Below are 18,284 nucleotides of genomic sequence, written 5' to 3'. Positions count from 1 at the left end.
TTTCGTGAAAACGCTCGATTGAGGTTTTCTTCCTACATGTACATTCCGCCGTCTACGTGCAGGGTCTGCCCTGTCATGTAGTTGGCTGCGTCGGATGCCAGGAACAGTACTACAGATGCGATATCATCAGTTTGTCCCAAGCGGGCAAGCGGAATTTGGCTTGTGAGTCCTGCTTTGACATCCTCTGGCAATACAGCAGTCATTTCTGTATCGATAAATCCTGGCGCAACAGCATTCACCGTGATATTACGGCTAGCCAGCTCGCGAGCAGCCGTCTTCGTCAAGCCAATAACCCCAGCTTTTGCCGCCACGTAGTTAGCTTGTCCTGCGTTCCCCAAAACACCTACCACAGAAGTGATATTGATGATTTTGCCTGAACGCTGCTTCATCATTGGGCGGGTCGCTGCCTTTACGCAGTTGAATACACCCTTCAGATTCGTCGCAATGACATCGTCCCACTCGTCTTCTTTCATGCGCATGATCAGGTTGTCGCGAGTAATTCCCGCGTTGTTCACGAGAATATCGATCGCACCAAAATGATCCAAAGCAGCTTTGAACATGTCGTTGACATCTTCTGTAGAAGAAACGTTCGCGCGAATCATGATGGCATCGCGGCCCATTTCTTTAATAAGCGCAACAGTCTCGCTTGCTGCCGCTTCACTACCTGCGTAATTGACAACCACATTAGCGCCAGCTTCTGCCAGCTTCAATGCAATCGCACGCCCAATACCACGGGAAGCCCCTGTGACCAGGGCTGTTTTTCCTGTTAGCATAGTACCCCTCCGTTCAAAAGCTCAGTAAGCGAATCCATATCCTGTACAGAGATAATCGTCGTATCCGCTGATGCGATTTTCTTGATCAAACCGGCCAAAACTTTTCCTGGACCGATTTCAACAAAGGTTGTCACGCCTGCTTCGACCATCCATTGTACAGAATCCTCCCACAAAACCGGGGCGGAAACTTGTTGAACCAATTGATCTACAATAATGGTCGCCTCAGACACTGGTCTAGCCGTTACGTTTGCCACAACAGGCACAGTCGCTTCTTGTACCGTAACGCCAGCCAAAACTTCTTGCAGTTTATCTGCTGCCGGCTGCATCAGGCTCGAGTGGAACGGACCGCTTACATTCAATGGAAGGACACGCTTTGCGCCCGCTTCCTTCGCTTTTTCACCGGCCAGCTTCACACCTTCAGCAGAACCAGAGATGACAATTTGCCCTGGGCAGTTCATGTTCGCTAATTGAACAGGATGTCCAGATGCTGTTACTTCTTCGCAAACCGCATGCAGTGCCGCGCGATCCATGCTCAAGACTGCGGCCATTGCACCTTGTCCCGCTGGCACTGCCTCTTCCATGAACTGACCACGAGCTCGCACTGTTTTGACTGCATCTGCAAAGGACAAGGCCCCAGCTGCAACCAAAGCAGAATACTCACCCAAGCTGTGACCCGCTACGAACGCAGGCTTATAGTCAGGCAACTTTTCGTTCAATGCTGCCAAAACAGCGATGCTTGCTGTCAAAATAGCTGGCTGTGTGTTAGCTGTCAGCTTCAATTCCTCTTCTGGCCCTGCAAAACACAGTCCCGACAAGGAAAAGCCGAGCGCTTCATCCGCCTGCTCAAATATGTGACGGGCCGCTTCCGATTGTTCGGAGAGAGCTTGACCCATTCCTACAAATTGTGAACCTTGCCCCGGAAAAACAAAGGCTACTTTTCCCATTCCTACTTGCTCCCTTCTGCCGGCGTCGTGCACCACTTCAAGAGCGTTGCTCCCCAAGTCAAGCCGCCACCAAACCCAACCAGAATCAGGTTATCGCCTTCTTTTACGCGACCAGCCTTAACTGCTTCATCCAACGCTACAGGAATAGAAGCAGAGGACATGTTTCCATAGCGATCCAGGTTGATTGCTACTTTATCCTCAGACAGACCGAAACGCTGTACGGCAGAGTCAATGATGCGTTTGTTTGCCTGATGCGGCACCAACAGGTCGATCTCGTCCTTCGATACGCCCGCTTTGGACAAGACAGCCTCTGTTGCTGAATTCATCACACGAACGGCGAATTTGAAAACTTCTCCGCCTGCCATGTAGAGATAATGCAGTCCTTGTTCGACAGACTCCGCAGATGCAGGCGTTCTAGAACCACCTGCCGGCAAGCACAAGAGAGATCCGCCTGATCCATCTGCGCCGAGCTCAAAGGACTGGAAGCCGTAGCCTTCGGTAACTTCACCGATAACAGCTGCACCTGCGCCGTCTCCGAACAACACACATGTATTTCGATCTTTGTAATTCGTAATTTTGGACAAGGTCTCAACGCCTACGACCAACACTTTTTTATACAAACCGTTTTCGATGAACTGAGTCGCTGTCGTAATTCCATACAAAAAGCCTGTGCAGGCCGCGGAAAGATCCATGGCAGCCGCACGTGTTGCACCCAGCTTTTCTTGCAGCAAGCAAGCAGTAGACGGGAACGACATGTCAGGCGTTACGGTAGCTACAATGATCATATCCAGCTGTTCCGCGCTGATGTTTGCTTTCTCGAGCGCTTCTTTGGCAGCCTCGTAAGCCAAGTCGGAGGAAGCTTGGTCCGGTGAGCTAATGCGGCGTTCTCTGATTCCAGTACGGGAAACAATCCACTCATCAGAGGTTTCCACCATTTTCTCCAGATCAAAGTTCGTCAACACCCGCTCCGGGGTATAAGAGCCTGTAGACAAAATCCCTACTGAACGCTTTGCACTCATCTGCTTCACTCGCTTTCTCCCAAAGTATTTTTCTGTAATGATTGCTGGATAACCTCGTTCACGTCCTGCTGAATAAACCGCGTAGCACTCACAATCGCGTTTTTCATCGCACGCTCATTTGAGGAACCGTGGGCCTTAATTACTGGGGATTTCAATCCGAGCAAGGGTGCACCACCGTATTCCGCATAATCCATTTTCTTTTTAAAGCGAACTAATCCAGGTTTCAGAATCGCCGCTCCTAGCTTATTAATCAGGCTGGAAGTAAACTCCTGCTTCAACTGCGAAAAGATTGTGGAGGCAGCACCCTCTACGGCCTTTAACAAAACATTTCCTACAAAGCCGTCGCATACCAGCACATCACAGTTTCCTTGCATAACATCGCGTGCTTCCACATTTCCTACAAAGTTCAAGTCTGCTTCTTGAAGGAGCGGGAAAACAGCTTTCGTCAATTCGTTCCCTTTTCCTTCTTCCGTCCCGACGTTGAGCAAGCCTACTGTCGGACGCTCGAAGCCCAACACTTTTTCAGCATACAAGCTACCCATCACCGCGTATTGTACAAGCTGATGCGGCTTGGCATCCATATTGGCTCCGACGTCCAGCGTCAGTGTTACACGGCCTTTTGTATTCGGGATATAGGCACAAAGCGCAGGGCGCTCGATTCCATCCATCCGACCTGCGTACAACAAGCCTGCTGTCATTAATGCGCCTGTATTTCCAGCCGAGATCATCGCGTCGACTTTTTTCTCGCGTGCCATCTCAACAGCTACGACCAGCGAAGAATTTTTCTTACGCCGAACAGCTCGAACCGGTTCATCATCTGGTAAAATCACTTCCGCTGCAGGAACGATTTCGATGTTTGCCGGAATATCCTGCGGCAAGTGGTTCCGAATAGCCTGTTCATCTCCCACCAATACAACTGTAATGGCCGGGTTTTCCTTGATGGCAGCAAGCGCCCCTAATACGGTACTCTTCGGTGCGTGATCGCCGCCCATCGCATCCACTGCAATTCGCAACCGTGACTCCTCCTTACTCCTCATCCATGCTGTTATGGTAGCTCGACATTTCAACCACACGGAACGTTGCGGTAAAGACCAACTCACCTTGGACCTTCGTCTCTACACGCACCTTGCATTCGTCGCCGTTACGGCTTCTCACCACTGCTTTGGCAACCAGCTTTTCCCCTGCTCGCACAGGACGGACAAAGCGGATTCTCGCCGTAGCTGTCAACGCTACCTCTGCGTTGATTACTGCTACTGCCAATGAGTTGGCCTGAGCAAATATATAATGCCCTCTGGCAATTTGTGTTTTTGAAAAAACGTGCTCTTCTTTAATTTCCAATACGGAAATGGCCTGTGAATCGAGCTGTAGATCAACCATTTCACCGATGATTTCATCGATGCCCAATGATTTTACAGGATCAAGACTTTTCTCTGCGACTGTCTTGATACGTTCACGGAGCTCCGGTATTCCTAATTCCAGTCGGTCTAAACGTATGGTTTGAATACTGACATGAAATAACTCAGCCAGATCTTCGTCCGTCGCAAATGGATTATCCGCCAGATACTGCACCAAGCGGGACTGGCGATCTTTTTTTGGCAAGCGGGCGATGCCGAACACCCCCTTAAGCAGGATTCAATTGTACTATGTATGATTGCGATCTGTTTTTAATACCTGGTACCAAAACACAGTATAAGGGAGAAGATGTGGAATTACAAGTATCGTTACGAAAATAGGCAGCCATCCCTAACGGTAAATGAGCCGAATGATCTCCTCAATCCCCGGTTCTTTCATCTGAATGTCCAGAGGCTCACCCCAGCCCGCCACTTCAGCAAGGATTCGCGGGGAAGAAATTTTCCCTTTGTCGAAGTAAATCGAAAGTACATTCTCTGATAGCTCCATCCGTTCGATTCCCTCTAAGTCGTAAAGCTTTTCGGGCGGTTGTCGAAATTCGATTCGAATGAGGCTTGGCAGCCCTATCTGTCGTCGCAAATCGGCCAAGCTCGTATCCATCATCTTTTTGCCATGGTTGATCACGATGATTCGGTTGCAGAGTTGCTCGATATCGTCCATATCATGAGTCGTTAGTAGAATGGTCTTCTTCTGGGACTGATTCACTTCTTTCAAAAATGCTCTGATGCGAGTCTTCGCGACCACATCCAGCCCAATCGTCGGCTCATCTAAAAACAGGACCGGCGGATCATGCAGCAGAGCCGCAGCTAAATCAGCTCTCATTCTCTGACCCAATGACAGCTTACGTACTGGCGTATCAAGGAACTCATGCAGATCCAGTAGTTCCTGATACGCCTCCATCGATCGCCGATATGCCGTGTCGTTAATCTTGTACATCGCTTGCAAAATTTCGAAGGAATCTCTGACTGGCAGATCCCACCACAGCTGTGTTCGCTGCCCGAACACCACTCCGATTTGTGAGGCTACTTGAATTCTTTCCCGCTGTGGACTATATCCGCCTATTCGTATTTCTCCCTGACTGGGATGAAGAATTCCTGCGAGCATTTTAATTGTCGTCGATTTTCCTGCGCCATTTGGCCCGATATATCCCACGAACTCGCCTCTGTCAATGGAAAAGGAGATATCATGGACGGCTTTGACTTCCCTTCGTTCACGAGAAAAGAGTGTTCGTAGAGAAGCAAAGCGCCCCTCTTTCGCTTTTGTCAGGAAAAATGATTTTTCGATATGCTTTGCTTCAATCATGTTACCCCTCCTTAGCTCCCTGTACTATGGTAGTGTCGAATCCCGACATTCCACAGCATACGAGAGAAATAAAAAGCAATCGCTGCAGCTACCGGGGTGAGTATCGGATAAAACCATTCGCCCCCTTTGCCCAACAGCGTCAGCATTGGCAAATAATTCATATACGCGATCGGAATCGCTGAGAAAAACAGCCATTTGAGCCAGTTTGGATATAGCCCGATTGGATAATTGGAAGCATTGGCTGGCGCATAAATGGTAAAGGTCAGCATGTCTTTCATCTGATGTGTCCAAAAGGCGACCCCAGCGGTAGCAAGTCCAATGGAGAAGTAGATCACTCCACCAGACAAAATGGCAACCGGTGAGAATAGGACCAACCCCATGATCGTTTTCCCTTCCGCCGCAAGACCCGACAAAGAGATGACCAAAACGGACACCCCTTGAACCAACCCTCCCACTCTCGACAAGTCAAGATTGCGTGTCAATAGCAAAAGCAAAGGTGAAACAGGACGAATGAGCAACTGATCGAGCTCCCCTTGTACGATGTACTTCTCAAAGTCGTTGATTTCCGGGGCGAACAGTCGATACAAAGAGACAGATGCCGAGGATATCCCGTAAAGCATCCCAACCTCGTAAATATTCCACCCGACCACATCGTGAAATCGGTACAAAATCGCAGAGAGAATAATAAAATCAAGCACCATAATCATTCCGGTCGTGGCAGCGCTCGTGACAAAATTTATCTTGTATTGCATTTGCGAGCGAATGCTGGCCGCGATCAGTTTGCGATAGAGGGCAAACATGTGGTTATCCTCCTTGAATTTCTAGCTTTCTTCTTGCCATGTTCGTCACCAACAAAGCAACTGCCGTTAAAACGAGCGCCCAGCCAGCTTGTATAAGCATGCCATAAGGAGGTGCAAGCTCTAGCAAGGTCATGACCGGATAGTAAATCATCGCTGAAAAGGGCAAATAAGGCGCTACCTTTCCAATCATCCCGGGCATCAAGTCCAGCGGGATCATTTGTCCACCTAACCCAAATATCAAAGACAAAAGAATGAGGTGTACCCAGCGAATCTCTGTCGTCCAGAAGGAGGAAATGCCCGCTAGATAAAAGAGCAACATGCCTACGTAAGTTCCGAGCAGTAGCGAGAGGATAAACCAGAAGTAAGTGAACGGATGGGAGGGAAAAAAGAAGCCTACCGCTAATCCTAGCAGCAAGCTGATCGGAACACTTCTGTAACAAGCGTTGTACACAAGTCGTCCAAACTCCTGACTGAGCATGTACCAGAGATAATGAACAGGCTTGATCATATCCAGACTGACAGCCCCGCTTCTTACCGCTACTTGCACATTCAGACCTGGGGACATAAATGTTGTCATCCAGAGAACACTTTGGCAAATCGCGATGTAATACCCCATCGTTTTGACATCATAGGGGCCGTATACTTGTTTTCCAGAAAGGACACCCGTCCAAATGGCAATAAAAACAAGCCCAAAAATCGAGCTTGCGAAGTTGTTGACGACATGCGATAAACGATACTGAAGATTTCGACGATAGCTCTTGCGAATAATCCGCCAATAGACCATAAAACCCTCCTCTTGGAAAAGTCAGGATTACCAGAATAGCAGGGGCTCTACACAATTGCAAGAAAAAAAGAAAGAGCCCTTCCTATTTGAAGGACTCTCTTTCGATAAATCCATTTGCTGTCACGCTGGTTACCCATTCACGCCAGCCAAATGGAACTTATCCTATTTTTTATGGATCAATAGCTTCATGTGGAAGCTACAATCACCTCTACATCATTGGCATGCAAGGCCTCAGCTATTTCCTTTTCAGGCAGCTTATCAGTCACGATAATATCGATCTGATCAAAACCAGCAACGCGATACAGCATGCTTTTTCCGAATTTGGTATGGTCGGTAAGTATGATCACTTGATCGGCGCGCTTGATCATTTCTTTGATCAGAAAACCGTGATCTTCCTGCGTAGACATGAGCCCTTCCTTTGTAAGGCCGCATGCACCAACCAATACTTTGTCGACATGAAAATCAGCGAGGTTTTGAATCACGCGTGTACCGAGCACACATTGATCCTCTGCATGTACGTCTCCGCCCAAAAGCTTGACAAGAACGCCTTCTTTACGGGACATACTGGAGGCAGTCGCTAATGAATTCGTGATGATGACATGGTCGCGGGTCTGCAAGGATTCCACCGTGAACTGAACAGTTGTGGACGCATCGAGCAGCAAGTAATCGCCATCTTTGATCAGACGGGCCGCCGCTGCTGCAATACTTCGCTTTCCTGTCAAATCAAGCTGCATTCGTTCCTGATGGGAGTAGTTCTTTTTGTTGAGGCTGGGCAATACTGCTCCTCCTCTGGTCCGCAGGATTTGCCCCTGCTCCTCCAGCTTGACGATATCACGCCTAGCTGTGTCACGGGAAACCCCAAACTGCTCAACTACCTCTTGCACACTGATTCGCTGGTGCTCCTGCAAATACGCAAGAATTGCAGCCAGCCTCTCCTCTTGAAACACGAAGCCTCAACCCCATCCTTATCTCGCCTTCATTATAAGTCATTTAAGCAAACGATGCAAGCGATAATAAGTGTTTGTAAGTAATCATAAGCAATAGAAAGGAACAAAAAAAGCAAGGCGATTTCTCACCTTGCTTTCTTAGCAGCGAATATTACTTCGCTACTTTCACGCCTTTGTAGTGACCGCAGCTTGGGCAAACACGATGCGCAAGCTTGTATTCGCTGCAATTATCGCATTTGATCATGCCTGGAATCTCTAATTTGAAGTGCGTACGACGCATTCTTTTACGGGTTTTGGAAGTTCTCCGTTGAGGTACTGCCATCTTCCTTACACCTCCTTCAACTGACAAATGCTAAGAAGCTCTATTGGGTGGACAGTATAGGCAAAAAGCTTATGCCATCCTTCAAAAATGAGACGCTGCCACGAATGGTCGGCGAATCATCTTGAATACAGTAAGAAAACTTATTTGCTGTCTTTGAAAAAGTCAGCCAACCCAGCCAATCGCGGGTCAACACGCTCATTCTTACAGCTGCATGCCACTTCATTACAGTTCACACCGCAAGTCGGGCACAGACCTTTGCAATCCTCCTCGCAGAGCGGGAAGGTCGGCATTGCCAGTAAGAAATCCTCTTGCAGCAGCGAGTCCAGCTCGATTTCATCGCCTTCCAGAGGAAGGATATCACTGTCCTCGTCGTCTTGCAGGATCGGATCATCCGCAAGAGCAAATGTCTCAGAGAAATCTACTGTTGCCTGATCGATAAAAGGATTCAAGCATCTCGCGCAAACAAAATTCACATCTGCCTTCATGCTTCCTTTTACGTAATAGAGATTGCCCAGCTGTACGGCTTCACCACTCGCAGTCACAGGAGTAATCCCGCGAATCTCATGATGGCGCTTCTTCAGCTCATCTGCATCCAGGGTTACCTGAAATGGCAACGGCTCTCCTTTTCGGTGCTCTAACTCTGCCAACTTAATGTTCATAGCATTTCACCTCATGCACAACAAAGATGATTATAGACCCTGCCCAAAGCTTTGTCAACCATTTTTGCTTGACAGCTAGTTTGCTCAGGTAGATTTCGGTTTTTGTCCATTCAAGTACGTAATCGCTTCTTCTACCGTCTTGACTGGAACCACTTTCATTGAAGTTCCAATCCGCTTGGCAGTCGCTAACGCCTCCTCGTAATTGGAGTTCGTATCTGGCGTATCCCGCGGAGCAAAGAAGATCTCTGCGCCCGCTTTGTCCGCTGCGATTACCTTTTGATTAATGCCACCGATCCTGCCTACTTTTCCGTCTAACGAAATCGTGCCGGTTCCTGCAATTTTATAGCCTTTTGTCAAATCCGTCTCCGTATTTAACTGGTCATAAATCTCCAGCGTCATCATTAATCCAGCAGAAGGGCCACCAATCCCTTGAGAGGCAATGGTTACTTCTTTCGGAATGATGATTTCCTGTTTGTTGTCAGGGCGTACACCAATTCCAACTGACTTGGATTCAGGTAGTGGTTCCAAGGTTAACATCGTTTTGGCCTCTTGTCCATCTCTTGTGTACGCAATTTCGACTTGATCGCCTGCTTTTTTTGTGGAGAGAGCTGTCAGCAAATCTTTTGCCTCCGACGTGCGAACCCCGTCTACATACGTAATGACATCACCAATTTGCAATGCTTTATGGGCAGGGAACCCTTCCAAAGTACCCATCACCCACACTCCCTGCTTCTCGATTTTTACTTCGAAGCCGGCCAGACGGAATGCGACTGCCTCCGCAATTTTTTGTGAATTGTCCATGATCGCTTGTTCTCGACGGATAAAATCTTCGCTGTCCTCTCCCTTGCTGACAACCAGCTCCTTGGGCATCAACTCAACATCCTGCGCCATTTTTGCATACCAATACCACGGCAAATTCGCTTCGCCCATTCGAACCGTCGTGAGCATGAAGGAGCCGGTCTCATCTTTCTTGCCGCCTTCCACTTGAATCATCGGTCCCAACTCAATCGCTGAACCCGGACGACTCACGTAATAATTCGTCGGTACAAAAAAAGAAATGCCCAACAAGACAAAAACCAAGGCAAGTATCCAGCTAAAGCCTCTGGTTCCTGTAGATCTGCGTCTATTGGCATAAAGCTGTTCCTCACTCATTCTTGTGCCTCCCAACTTGCAATTCGTTCCTGAATGCGTTCGATATGCTCAGTACCCGCACGTTCGCCTAGCTCGATAATTTCTTCGATACCCGTGTACGCGATACTGCTATAGTGTCCAACATCCGGCCTGATTACGATGTCTGCTGCAATGATTCGATGTCGCAGAATTTCCCTTTCCATCACATCAATCGTCTGGGCGATGACATCAAAAATACTTTTGACCTCCATCCGTGTATCGAATTGGGCGACATCTACCGCAATCACGATATCGGCACCCATTTCACGCAGAACCGTCACGGGCACACGATCAATGACTCCTCCGTCTACTAAAAGCCGCCCCCCTACTTTTTCAGGCACGAAGATACCTGGAATGGATATGCTAGCCCTTACCGCTTGATCAATCGGACCTTCACGAAATACGACTCGCTCTCCTGTTTCAATATCCGTCGCCACAATGGCAAGCGGCTTGTTCAGCTCTTCCAAGCGCTTTCCGTGCGTTAACAGGCGAATCAATTGCTTGATCTTTTCCCCTGTAACAAAACCCATGCTGGGTACGGTCAAATCGAGCCAATGCTTGCGTTTTAAATTTAGAGCAAGCTTTCCCATCATGTGCGGTTCAATTCCGTTGGCATAGACAGCCCCAATCAGACTGCCCATACTGGAGCCGGCCAGCATGTCAATTTGGATGCCATGTGCTTCTAGCGCATTCAACACACCAATATGCGCAAAACCGCGAGCGCCCCCAGAACCCAGGGCTACACCCACGATTGGTTTACGCTTTGTCTGCATGGAAAAACCCCTCCCTGTAACCAGCCTATGTGGTAAACCGCTGTTCCTTTCACACTTGGGAGATATTCGTCGACCAAGCTTACGCATAGTTCTCCCGCCTGCCACGTAGACATGTACTACTACCTTTCTTCGATTCAGGAGGAATCCATGTCACGCCACTCACCCGTACTTACTTTGTTGCTCGCCCTCTCGACAGTTTCCATTGTTATTTCGTTGGTTGCATACTCGCAGATTTCTTTTGAAGCTGCCGTACGCGGTCTGAAAATATGGTGGGAGGTAGTTTTCCCCTCTACCCTTCCCTTTATTGTGCTGTCTGAGGTGTTGATGGGTCTGGGCGTCGTTCATTTCGTCGGCGTGTTACTGGAGCCATTAATGCGCCCGCTGTTTAACGTTCCGGGTACTGGCGGGTTCGTACTGGCTATGGGCTTCTCGTCCGGCTATCCAGTAGCCGCAAAGCTGACAACAAGACTGCGTCTGCAAGGCAATGTGACGAAGGCTGAGGGTGAACGTCTCGTCTCTTTTACAACGACGGGAGACCCTTTATTCGTCATGGGAGCAGTGGCAATCGGCTTTTTTCACAGTGAGCAAATGGGCATCATTCTAGCTCTGACTCATTATTTGTCAGCTGTACTCATGGGTGTGATCTATCGTTTTCATGCGCCCTTTGCCATTACTTCAGCCCCATTGGAGAAAAATTCACTTCCTCTTCCTTTACGTGCCTTGCAATCGATGCATCGGGCACGTGTCCGCGATGGACGTCCGTTCGGAAAATTAATGGGGGAAGCGGTACAATCCGCTCTGAATACATTGCTTATGATCGGTGGCTTTATCATCGTTTTTTCGGTATTAATCCAACTTTTCTCCACCATTCAACTGACACAAATCATCAGCACGCTTCTCTCGATTATTCTCGGTCCCTTTGGTTTCCCACCAGCCTTTTCGCAAGCAATCGTGGCTGGTTTGTTCGAAGTAACCCTCGGCGCACAGGCAGCGAGCATTGTACCCGATGCTGTTTCCTTGGTCTGGAAAGCGGCCATTGCCAGCGCTGTATTGTCTTGGGGCGGTTTGAGTGTTCACGCGCAGGTTGCGAGCATCTTGAGTGAAACGGATATTCGTGTCGCTCCCTACTTGATTGCCAGAGCCCTTCATGCTTTGCTAGCTGCGATTTTGACCTTTGTCTTTTGGGGCCCTCTTGCCACAGTCAGCTCCTGGTTCGTGGAGAAAGCCGTCCCCGTATTTGTGCAAGCGAAATCGAAGATCCCTGCGTCAAGTTGGTGGGAGACCTTGCTACTATCAGGAGGAATCGCCATTGGCGTCGGTGTGATTCTTTTGTGTACCAGCCTGACTCTTTCGCACATGAACCGTAGCAAAACCCGATAATTTACTCGGCCATTTTTCGCTTCAGTGCCTCTTCTACGTTCGGCGGTACCAAATCGGCGACACTCGCCTTGTATTTCGCAACTTCCTTTACAATACTTGAGCTCAAATACGAATATTGATTGTTCGTCATCATGAAAAACGTTTCGATATTTTCGTCAAGCTTTTTATTAATGGAGGCAACTTGCATCTCATATTCGAAATCAGAAACAGCACGAAGACCACGAATAATCACTTGTGCGCCCTTTTTGTTCATATAGTCAATCAACAAGCCGTCAAAAGAATCCACTTCTACATTTTTCATGCCAGCCGTCGCCTGACGAAGCAATTCGACGCGCTCTTCTACGCTGAACAATGAGTTTTTCTTCGAATTGATCAAGACAGCGACAATGACCTTATCAAAAACGTTGGCACCCCGCGCAATAATGTCGAGATGCCCATAAGTAACAGGATCGAAGCTTCCTGAACATACAGCGATTGCCATAGCGGGTTATCCTCCCTTAGTGCTCTTTTGCACCTTGATTTGAAAGTTAGGCTTGTTGCTCCAAATCGTAATAATACACGGTAACGGCTGTATCCCCATACTTAGCCGCTCGATCCTTCACACAATGACCAATCGCATCCGGAAAGGTGTCTGTGATATCATGCTCAGCCACGATCCACGCTCCATCCGCCAACATTCCCAGCTCCTGCAACATCTCAATTTCTTCGACAATCTTTTGCTGGGCGTATGGCGGGTCCAAAAAGACGAGATCAAATTTTTGATTGCGCGTACTCAGTGTGCGAATAGCCCGGTCCGCATCCATCCGATATAGCTCGGCATAATCGTCCAGCCTGCAAGTGCTGACGTTTTGTTTTACGACAGCAAATGCTTTGTGATCTCGCTCCACGAAAACAGCCCGATCCGCTCCCCTACTCAATGCCTCGATCCCGAGACCACCTGTTCCGGCGTACAGGTCCAATGCCCACCCGCCATCGAAATACGGACCAATCATATTAAAAATCGATTCTTTGACTTTATCGGTTGTCGGTCTGGTTCCTTTGCCCGGAACTGCTGCCAACCGTCTTCCTCTGTGTTCTCCAGAGATTACTCGCATACTCATTTCACCTGTCTGCTTTCCTATGTATGTTGTATGAGGTTGTTCAAAAAGTCTAGCGTTAGACGCGATTTTCCAAGACTGAGAATGATATCATACTATCACAACTGCATACACCCGTAAAATTAGCAACTGGAAAAATTTATGTGCAAGAAAGGTATACAACCCCATTCGATTGGAAAAGATGATGAATAGCGACGCAACGGTGTCGCTGACAACCGCGGAGAAGACTTACGTTTCCCCATAAGCTCTTCCTCCGGTTTCTCCTCTCCCATAATTGAAAGGCTGTTCACTTTGGCGCACGACGTGTCTGATAGGAGCATTTCGTGCCATCGCTCCCTTCATCGGGAGGAGTTGAACGGCTGCCCCTCGTCATTTGGCGATGGGGTATTTTTTTGTGTCCAGCGCATACTACATGTACGTGCATCACCCTCTACATGTACATTGCCTGAAAGGAGTGAGTCATTCATGGCAGAGAAGCGACCGTCTGCACAAAAGCTGAAGGCCTCCGAAGCCCAGTCCATTGCGGACCGAACTGGCAAAGATGTCGAGCTGGCGCGTGACATGCAATCGCGTGCAGATCAATCGGACATCGTCAAACATGGGCAGTAGCTGTATACGAAGTCAGCCGCATCGAATCGGCTGGCTTTTTACTTTTCCACCTTCATTTCCCTCGGCACTTCTTCTATGCAGATACAGATACTATATAAAATAGCTGTGAAGGAGGTATCCGCATGCATACGGTGTGGAAGGGCTCAATCAGCTTCGGCCTCGTCAATATACCTGTTCGCATGTTTACTGCAACGGAAGAGCGTGATATTCGCTTTCGCCAACTGCATAAAGAGTGCAATACCCCGATCAAGTACACGAAAATGTGCCCGCACTGCCAGCGTGAGGTCGATACGAGCGAAATCGTCCGTGGCTTCGAATACGAAAAAGGACATTTTGTCATGATCGACGATGATGATCTGGAAGCCATTACGCCAGAAACACGCAGAGCCATTGAAATTATCGACTTCGTAGACTTGTCGGAGATCGATCCCGTTTATTTTCATAAAAGCTATTTCTTATCGCCCCAAGACACTGGCGAAAAAGCATACGCCTTGCTGCGATCCGCTATGGAACAGACAGGAAAGATTGGCGTTGCACAGGTGACGATGCGCAATCGGCAAAGCCTGGCAGTTATCCGACTGTATGAACATTGCATCATGCTGGAGACGATCTTCTATCCAGATGAAGTACGTCCCGTCAGTCAAGTGCCTGCCTTGCCAGAAGCCACTGTACCGTTGGCTGAAAACGAACTGAAGATGGCAACGGAGCTCATTAGCAATATGACGATCCCTTTTGATCCCGCAAAATATACCGATGAATATCGTTCCGACTTGCAAAAACTGATCGAGAAAAAACTGGAGGGTCAGGAGATCGCTACTGCACCTACTGTGGCAAGAACCAATGTAATTGATCTCATGCAGGCCCTAAAAGAAAGCTTGGAGTCTACAGCTGGTCAAGGCGCAGCGCCCATTAAAATCGAGCCTGAACCGACTCCGTCAAAGCCTGCGCGAAAACGCACCACCGCTGCCTCTACGTCCGAAAAAGAGCAGGCATCGAAAAAGGAGACCGTAACCAGTCCAAAAAAGACTACGACTACAACCAAAACACTACGCAAAAAAAAGGCTACCACAGTTTAGGCTCCACAAAAAAACCTGCCCACTCTGGACAGGTTTTTTTGTATTCGTATCATGGAATCTAGCTAGGCGCCATCTTCCTGCATGGTTCAATATGGATATGAACGGCGTTAATCCGGTGAATCTTGCGCATCTGTTCTTCAATTTTCTCGGTGATGGTGTGGCTCTCCACCACATTCAGACCGGGATCTACATGGATCACAACATCAACCAGTACGCTGCTTCCATGGTAGCGGGCTTTGATGTCACTGATATCCTTTACTCCTGAAATCGAGGAAATGGTAGCCCGCAGATCCGCAAGCTCACTCTCGTCAAAGCCATCTGTCAAACGGTGAGTTGCTTCCCTAAAAATGTCCCAAGCAGTCTTCAAGATGATGAGACCAACAACAAAAGCAGCTAAAGGATCAAGCCAATGCAATTGAAATTGTGCGCCAGCTACCCCGATAAACGTCCCGATACTGACGAATGCGTCTGAACGGTTGTCAGCGGCCGCTGCATCTAGTGCTTGGCTGTTTGTTTTGATGGCGAGCTTTTTATTATAGCGATAAACGAAAAGCATAATGACTGCAGTCGCAAGTGCTGTCCACCCTGCCAACAGGTCAGGAGCCGAATGTTGTGGGTCAAACAAGGATGGTACGGCATTCGTAACGACTTGAACTCCGACAAATAGCATAATAAATGATGCGACAAGTGCTGAAATCGTCTCCGCCCGGAAATGGCCATACGGGTGATCTTTATCAGGTGGTTTCCTTGCAATACGCAGCCCGATCAAAACAGCAATCGATGCAACGACATCCGTTGAGTTGTTAAGACCGTCGGCCATTAAAGCTTCCGACGCAGTGACATACGCAACTCCTATTTTTAATACAGAGCAGAAAATGTAGGCGAAAATACTCACCCACGCTCCACGTTCTCCTTGTTTTAGATCCGAATAAACATCCATTCCTCATCACCTCAAAATACTTCTCCGTCCTGCTTCGACAACGAGGAAAATCAAGGCGCTGGAAGCAGTTGCTTTTTTTCGAACTTCATCGTAACAGATAGGATTCATGTGGGTCTACAGAAACAGTTTTAGTCCGATTCATGAGAATAGGGGGAAGGAAAATGTGTTGCACGCCCGCAATTTTTTCACTGAGAAAATTTCCCTTGAAATTAAATGGGCTTCCCGTTATCCTATTCTTGCAATCCAAAATAAGAAAAGCACGGGAGCTTGGAAATCACCAGGCTGAGAGGATGGTACTGTGCCATCGACCGTTGAACCTGAACTGGGTAATGCCAGCGGAGGAATGTCATATACGACACGGAAAGATGCGTGTATCTTTAGGATACCCGTTTCTTCTCTACTCTCGCGTTGGCGTCGCATGTTGTTTATGCGGCGCTTTTTCGCGGGCAGTTTCTTTCGCCTCCCTAAACGGTTCTCGCTTTCGTGCAACCAAAACAAGGAGGTTTTTCTTATGTCATTGGTCTCATCTTTTCCAGGCAGTCGCAAAGTATACGAAACAGGTAGTCGTGCGGACATCCGTGTCCCGATGCGCGAGATTTCCCTTCATCCTACCGAAGGATTGTCTGGCTCCATCCCCAATCCTCCTCTTCGCGTATACGATACGAGTGGCGAGTATACCGCAACGGGTTACGTCCCTGACATTCAAGCAGGACTGCCCTCCATCCGCCACAAATGGATCGATGAGCGAAATGATGTAGAAATGTATGTCGGTCGCGAACCACAACTAGTTGATGACGGCATCCGAAACGAAGAAAAGGCAGCCACCCTCCCTACTTTCCCTCGAGAGGGCTACAAACCAAAACGGGCAAAGCCAGGGAAAAATGTTACCCAGCTTCATTATGCCCGAAAAAATATCATCACACCGGAAATGGAATACGTTGCCATTCGCGAGGGTGTCTCCCCTGAATTTGTACGGGCAGAAATCGCCGCTGGACGTGCGATCCTCCCTTCTAACGTTAATCATCCTGAAAGCGAGCCGATGATCATTGGCCGCAACTTTCATGTCAAAATCAATGCCAACATCGGAACGTCAGCCGTCAGCTCTTCGATGGAAGAAGAAGTCGAAAAAATGATTTGGTCGGTCCGTTGGGGTGCCGATACCATTATGGACCTCTCAACGGGAAAACATATACACACCACACGGGAGTGGATTATCCGCAATAGTCCTGTTCCAGTCGGTACTGTTCCGATTTATCAAGCACTTGAAAAAGTAAATGGGAAAGCCGAGGATTTGACATGGGAGGTTTACCGAGACACCTTGATTGAGCAAGCGGAACAAGGCGTCGATTACTTCACGATTCATGCTGGTGTTCTTTTGCGCTACATCCCCATGACAGCTAACCGTGTTACCGGTATTGTCTCTCGCGGCGGTTCGATTTTGGCTGCATGGTGCCTGGCCCACCATGAGGAAAACTTTTTGTATACGCATTTCGCTGAAATTTGCGAAATTCTGAAGGCCTATGACATTTGTGTATCCCTCGGAGATGGACTACGTCCTGGCTCTATCGCGGATGCGAATGACGAGGCGCAGTTCGCGGAGCTTGAAACATTGGGAGAACTCACAAAAATTGCGTGGGACCACGACGTACAAGTCATGATTGAAGGCCCTGGTCACGTCCCCATGCATCTCATTCGTGAAAATATGGATAAACAGTTATCCATTTGCCATGAGGCTCCTTTTTACACACTTGGGCCGCTCACGACAGACATCGCCCCCGGCTATGACCACATTACTTCAGCCATTGGCGCTGCCATGATTGGATGGTTCGGAACAGCGATGCTCTGCTACGTAACGCCCAAGGAGCATCTCGGTTTACCCAATAAAGAGGATGTCCGCAACGGTTTAATCGCATACAAAATCGCAGCGCATGCCGCTGATCTTGCAAAAGGACATCCGCGGGCAAAACAGCGCGACGACGCCTTATCCAAAGCTCGTTTTGATTTTCGCTGGAATGATCAATTCAATTTGTCCTTAGATCCAGAACGCGCACGCGAATATCACGATGAAACGTTGCCAGCAGAAGCCGCCAAATCCGCCCATTTTTGTTCCATGTGCGGGCCTAAATTTTGCAGCATGAAAATATCGCACGACATTCGTCACATCGCCAATGAACAAGGGGCTGCCCAAGATCCCGCCATCCTTGCAGGTATGCAGGAAAAATCGCGTGAGTTCCGCGAACAGGGAAGCCGTTTGTACCAGTCGTAATCAAGGGGGATGG

20 protein-coding genes and 1 riboswitch are annotated in these 18,284 nt (G+C 48.5%); of the genes, 4 read left to right on the top strand and 16 right to left on the bottom strand.

Annotated features, from left to right (window positions below; genetic code table 11):
- Positions 1 to 32: 32 nt before the first annotated feature.
- The 13 genes from fabG to EL268_RS11880 form a co-directional block, all read right to left on the bottom strand.
- Entirely contained in the window at positions 33 to 773 is a 741-nt protein-coding gene (gene fabG, locus EL268_RS11940) for a 3-oxoacyl-[acyl-carrier-protein] reductase (protein WP_047068008.1), read from the bottom strand.
- Positions 767 to 1,717, bottom strand: coding sequence for an ACP S-malonyltransferase (gene fabD, locus EL268_RS11935; RefSeq protein WP_106653402.1), 951 nt, complete (start codon positions 1,715 to 1,717; stop codon positions 767 to 769). Before fabD ends, fabG begins: the two co-directional genes overlap by 7 nt.
- Positions 1,718 to 1,719: 2 nt before the next feature.
- Positions 1,720 to 2,736, bottom strand: coding sequence for a beta-ketoacyl-ACP synthase III (locus tag EL268_RS11930; protein ID WP_106653558.1), 1,017 nt, complete (start codon positions 2,734 to 2,736; stop codon positions 1,720 to 1,722).
- Between the two features lie 5 nt (positions 2,737 to 2,741).
- Positions 2,742 to 3,749, bottom strand: coding sequence for a phosphate acyltransferase PlsX (gene plsX / locus EL268_RS11925; protein WP_106653401.1), 1,008 nt, complete (start codon positions 3,747 to 3,749; stop codon positions 2,742 to 2,744).
- 13 nt (positions 3,750 to 3,762) lie between these two features.
- A complete protein-coding gene (fapR, locus tag EL268_RS11920) occupies positions 3,763 to 4,353 on the bottom strand; it encodes a transcription factor FapR (protein ID WP_106653400.1) in 591 nt (196 codons plus the stop codon).
- Between the two features lie 126 nt (positions 4,354 to 4,479).
- Positions 4,480 to 5,448 carry an ABC transporter ATP-binding protein gene (locus tag EL268_RS11915; RefSeq protein ID WP_106653399.1) on the bottom strand — a complete coding sequence of 323 codons (969 nt, stop codon included), beginning with the start codon at positions 5,446 to 5,448 and terminating at the stop codon, positions 4,480 to 4,482.
- Between the two features lie 11 nt (positions 5,449 to 5,459).
- Positions 5,460 to 6,248 (bottom strand): ABC transporter permease, encoded by a 789-nt coding sequence (locus EL268_RS11910; RefSeq protein ID WP_106653398.1) that lies wholly within the window; start codon positions 6,246 to 6,248, stop codon positions 5,460 to 5,462.
- Positions 6,249 to 6,252: 4 nt separating this feature from the next.
- On the bottom strand, positions 6,253 to 7,032 hold the full coding sequence (locus EL268_RS11905; protein ID WP_106653397.1) for an ABC transporter permease: 780 nt from the start codon (positions 7,030 to 7,032) through the stop codon (positions 6,253 to 6,255).
- 185 nt (positions 7,033 to 7,217) lie between these two features.
- Positions 7,218 to 7,979: a DeoR/GlpR family DNA-binding transcription regulator gene (locus tag EL268_RS11900; RefSeq protein ID WP_106653396.1), complete on the bottom strand. Its 762-nt coding sequence runs from the start codon at positions 7,977 to 7,979 to the stop codon at positions 7,218 to 7,220.
- A 151-nt stretch (positions 7,980 to 8,130) separates the two neighbouring features.
- Entirely contained in the window at positions 8,131 to 8,301 is a 171-nt protein-coding gene (gene rpmF, locus EL268_RS11895; RefSeq protein ID WP_005834357.1) for a 50S ribosomal protein L32, read from the bottom strand.
- Positions 8,302 to 8,441: 140 nt separating this feature from the next.
- Positions 8,442 to 8,960: a YceD family protein gene (locus tag EL268_RS11890; RefSeq protein WP_106653395.1), complete on the bottom strand. Its 519-nt coding sequence runs from the start codon at positions 8,958 to 8,960 to the stop codon at positions 8,442 to 8,444.
- A gap of 84 nt (positions 8,961 to 9,044) precedes the next feature.
- Positions 9,045 to 10,112 carry a SepM family pheromone-processing serine protease gene (locus EL268_RS11885; RefSeq protein WP_106653394.1) on the bottom strand — a complete coding sequence of 356 codons (1,068 nt, stop codon included), beginning with the start codon at positions 10,110 to 10,112 and terminating at the stop codon, positions 9,045 to 9,047.
- Complete coding sequence (locus EL268_RS11880) at positions 10,109 to 10,903, bottom strand: patatin-like phospholipase family protein (RefSeq protein ID WP_106653393.1); 795 nt, start codon at positions 10,901 to 10,903, stop codon at positions 10,109 to 10,111. Before EL268_RS11880 ends, EL268_RS11885 begins: the two co-directional genes overlap by 4 nt.
- A gap of 147 nt (positions 10,904 to 11,050) precedes the next feature.
- Between EL268_RS11880 and ylbJ the strand changes: the two genes are divergently transcribed.
- Entirely contained in the window at positions 11,051 to 12,283 is a 1,233-nt protein-coding gene (gene ylbJ / locus EL268_RS11875; protein WP_106653392.1) for a sporulation integral membrane protein YlbJ, read from the top strand.
- Between the two features lies 1 nt (position 12,284).
- Here ylbJ and coaD read toward each other — a convergent pair whose 3' ends face one another.
- Complete coding sequence (coaD, locus tag EL268_RS11870) at positions 12,285 to 12,764, bottom strand: pantetheine-phosphate adenylyltransferase (RefSeq protein ID WP_106653391.1); 480 nt, start codon at positions 12,762 to 12,764, stop codon at positions 12,285 to 12,287.
- A 46-nt stretch (positions 12,765 to 12,810) separates the two neighbouring features.
- Positions 12,811 to 13,377: a 16S rRNA (guanine(966)-N(2))-methyltransferase RsmD gene (rsmD, locus tag EL268_RS11865; RefSeq protein ID WP_106653390.1), complete on the bottom strand. Its 567-nt coding sequence runs from the start codon at positions 13,375 to 13,377 to the stop codon at positions 12,811 to 12,813.
- Between the two features lie 468 nt (positions 13,378 to 13,845).
- Between rsmD and EL268_RS32760 the strand changes: the two genes are divergently transcribed.
- Complete coding sequence (locus EL268_RS32760) at positions 13,846 to 13,989, top strand: hypothetical protein (RefSeq protein ID WP_164724462.1); 144 nt, start codon at positions 13,846 to 13,848, stop codon at positions 13,987 to 13,989.
- A 122-nt stretch (positions 13,990 to 14,111) separates the two neighbouring features.
- Positions 14,112 to 15,065, top strand: coding sequence for a non-homologous end joining protein Ku (gene ku, locus EL268_RS11855; RefSeq protein WP_106653388.1), 954 nt, complete (start codon positions 14,112 to 14,114; stop codon positions 15,063 to 15,065).
- Between the two features lie 58 nt (positions 15,066 to 15,123).
- On the opposite strand, the gene EL268_RS11850 is transcribed toward ku, so the two are convergent.
- Positions 15,124 to 16,005, bottom strand: a complete 882-nt coding sequence (locus EL268_RS11850) for a cation diffusion facilitator family transporter (RefSeq protein ID WP_047068037.1) — start codon at positions 16,003 to 16,005, stop codon at positions 15,124 to 15,126.
- A gap of 250 nt (positions 16,006 to 16,255) precedes the next feature.
- Positions 16,256 to 16,366: riboswitch (TPP riboswitch) on the top strand.
- Between the two features lie 150 nt (positions 16,367 to 16,516).
- Here EL268_RS11850 and thiC point away from each other — a divergent pair.
- The gene (thiC, locus tag EL268_RS11845) at positions 16,517 to 18,271 is read left to right on the top strand and encodes a phosphomethylpyrimidine synthase ThiC (RefSeq protein WP_106653387.1); all 1,755 of its coding nucleotides are present in this window, start codon (positions 16,517 to 16,519) and stop codon (positions 18,269 to 18,271) included.
- The last annotated feature ends 13 nt before the right edge of the window (positions 18,272 to 18,284 follow it).

Source organism: Brevibacillus brevis, assembly GCF_900637055.1.
Taxonomy (GTDB): Bacteria; Bacillota; Bacilli; order Brevibacillales; family Brevibacillaceae; genus Brevibacillus; species Brevibacillus brevis.
The sequence above is the reverse complement of the archived record's forward strand: the minus strand, read 5'-3'. Positions and strand labels throughout refer to the sequence as shown.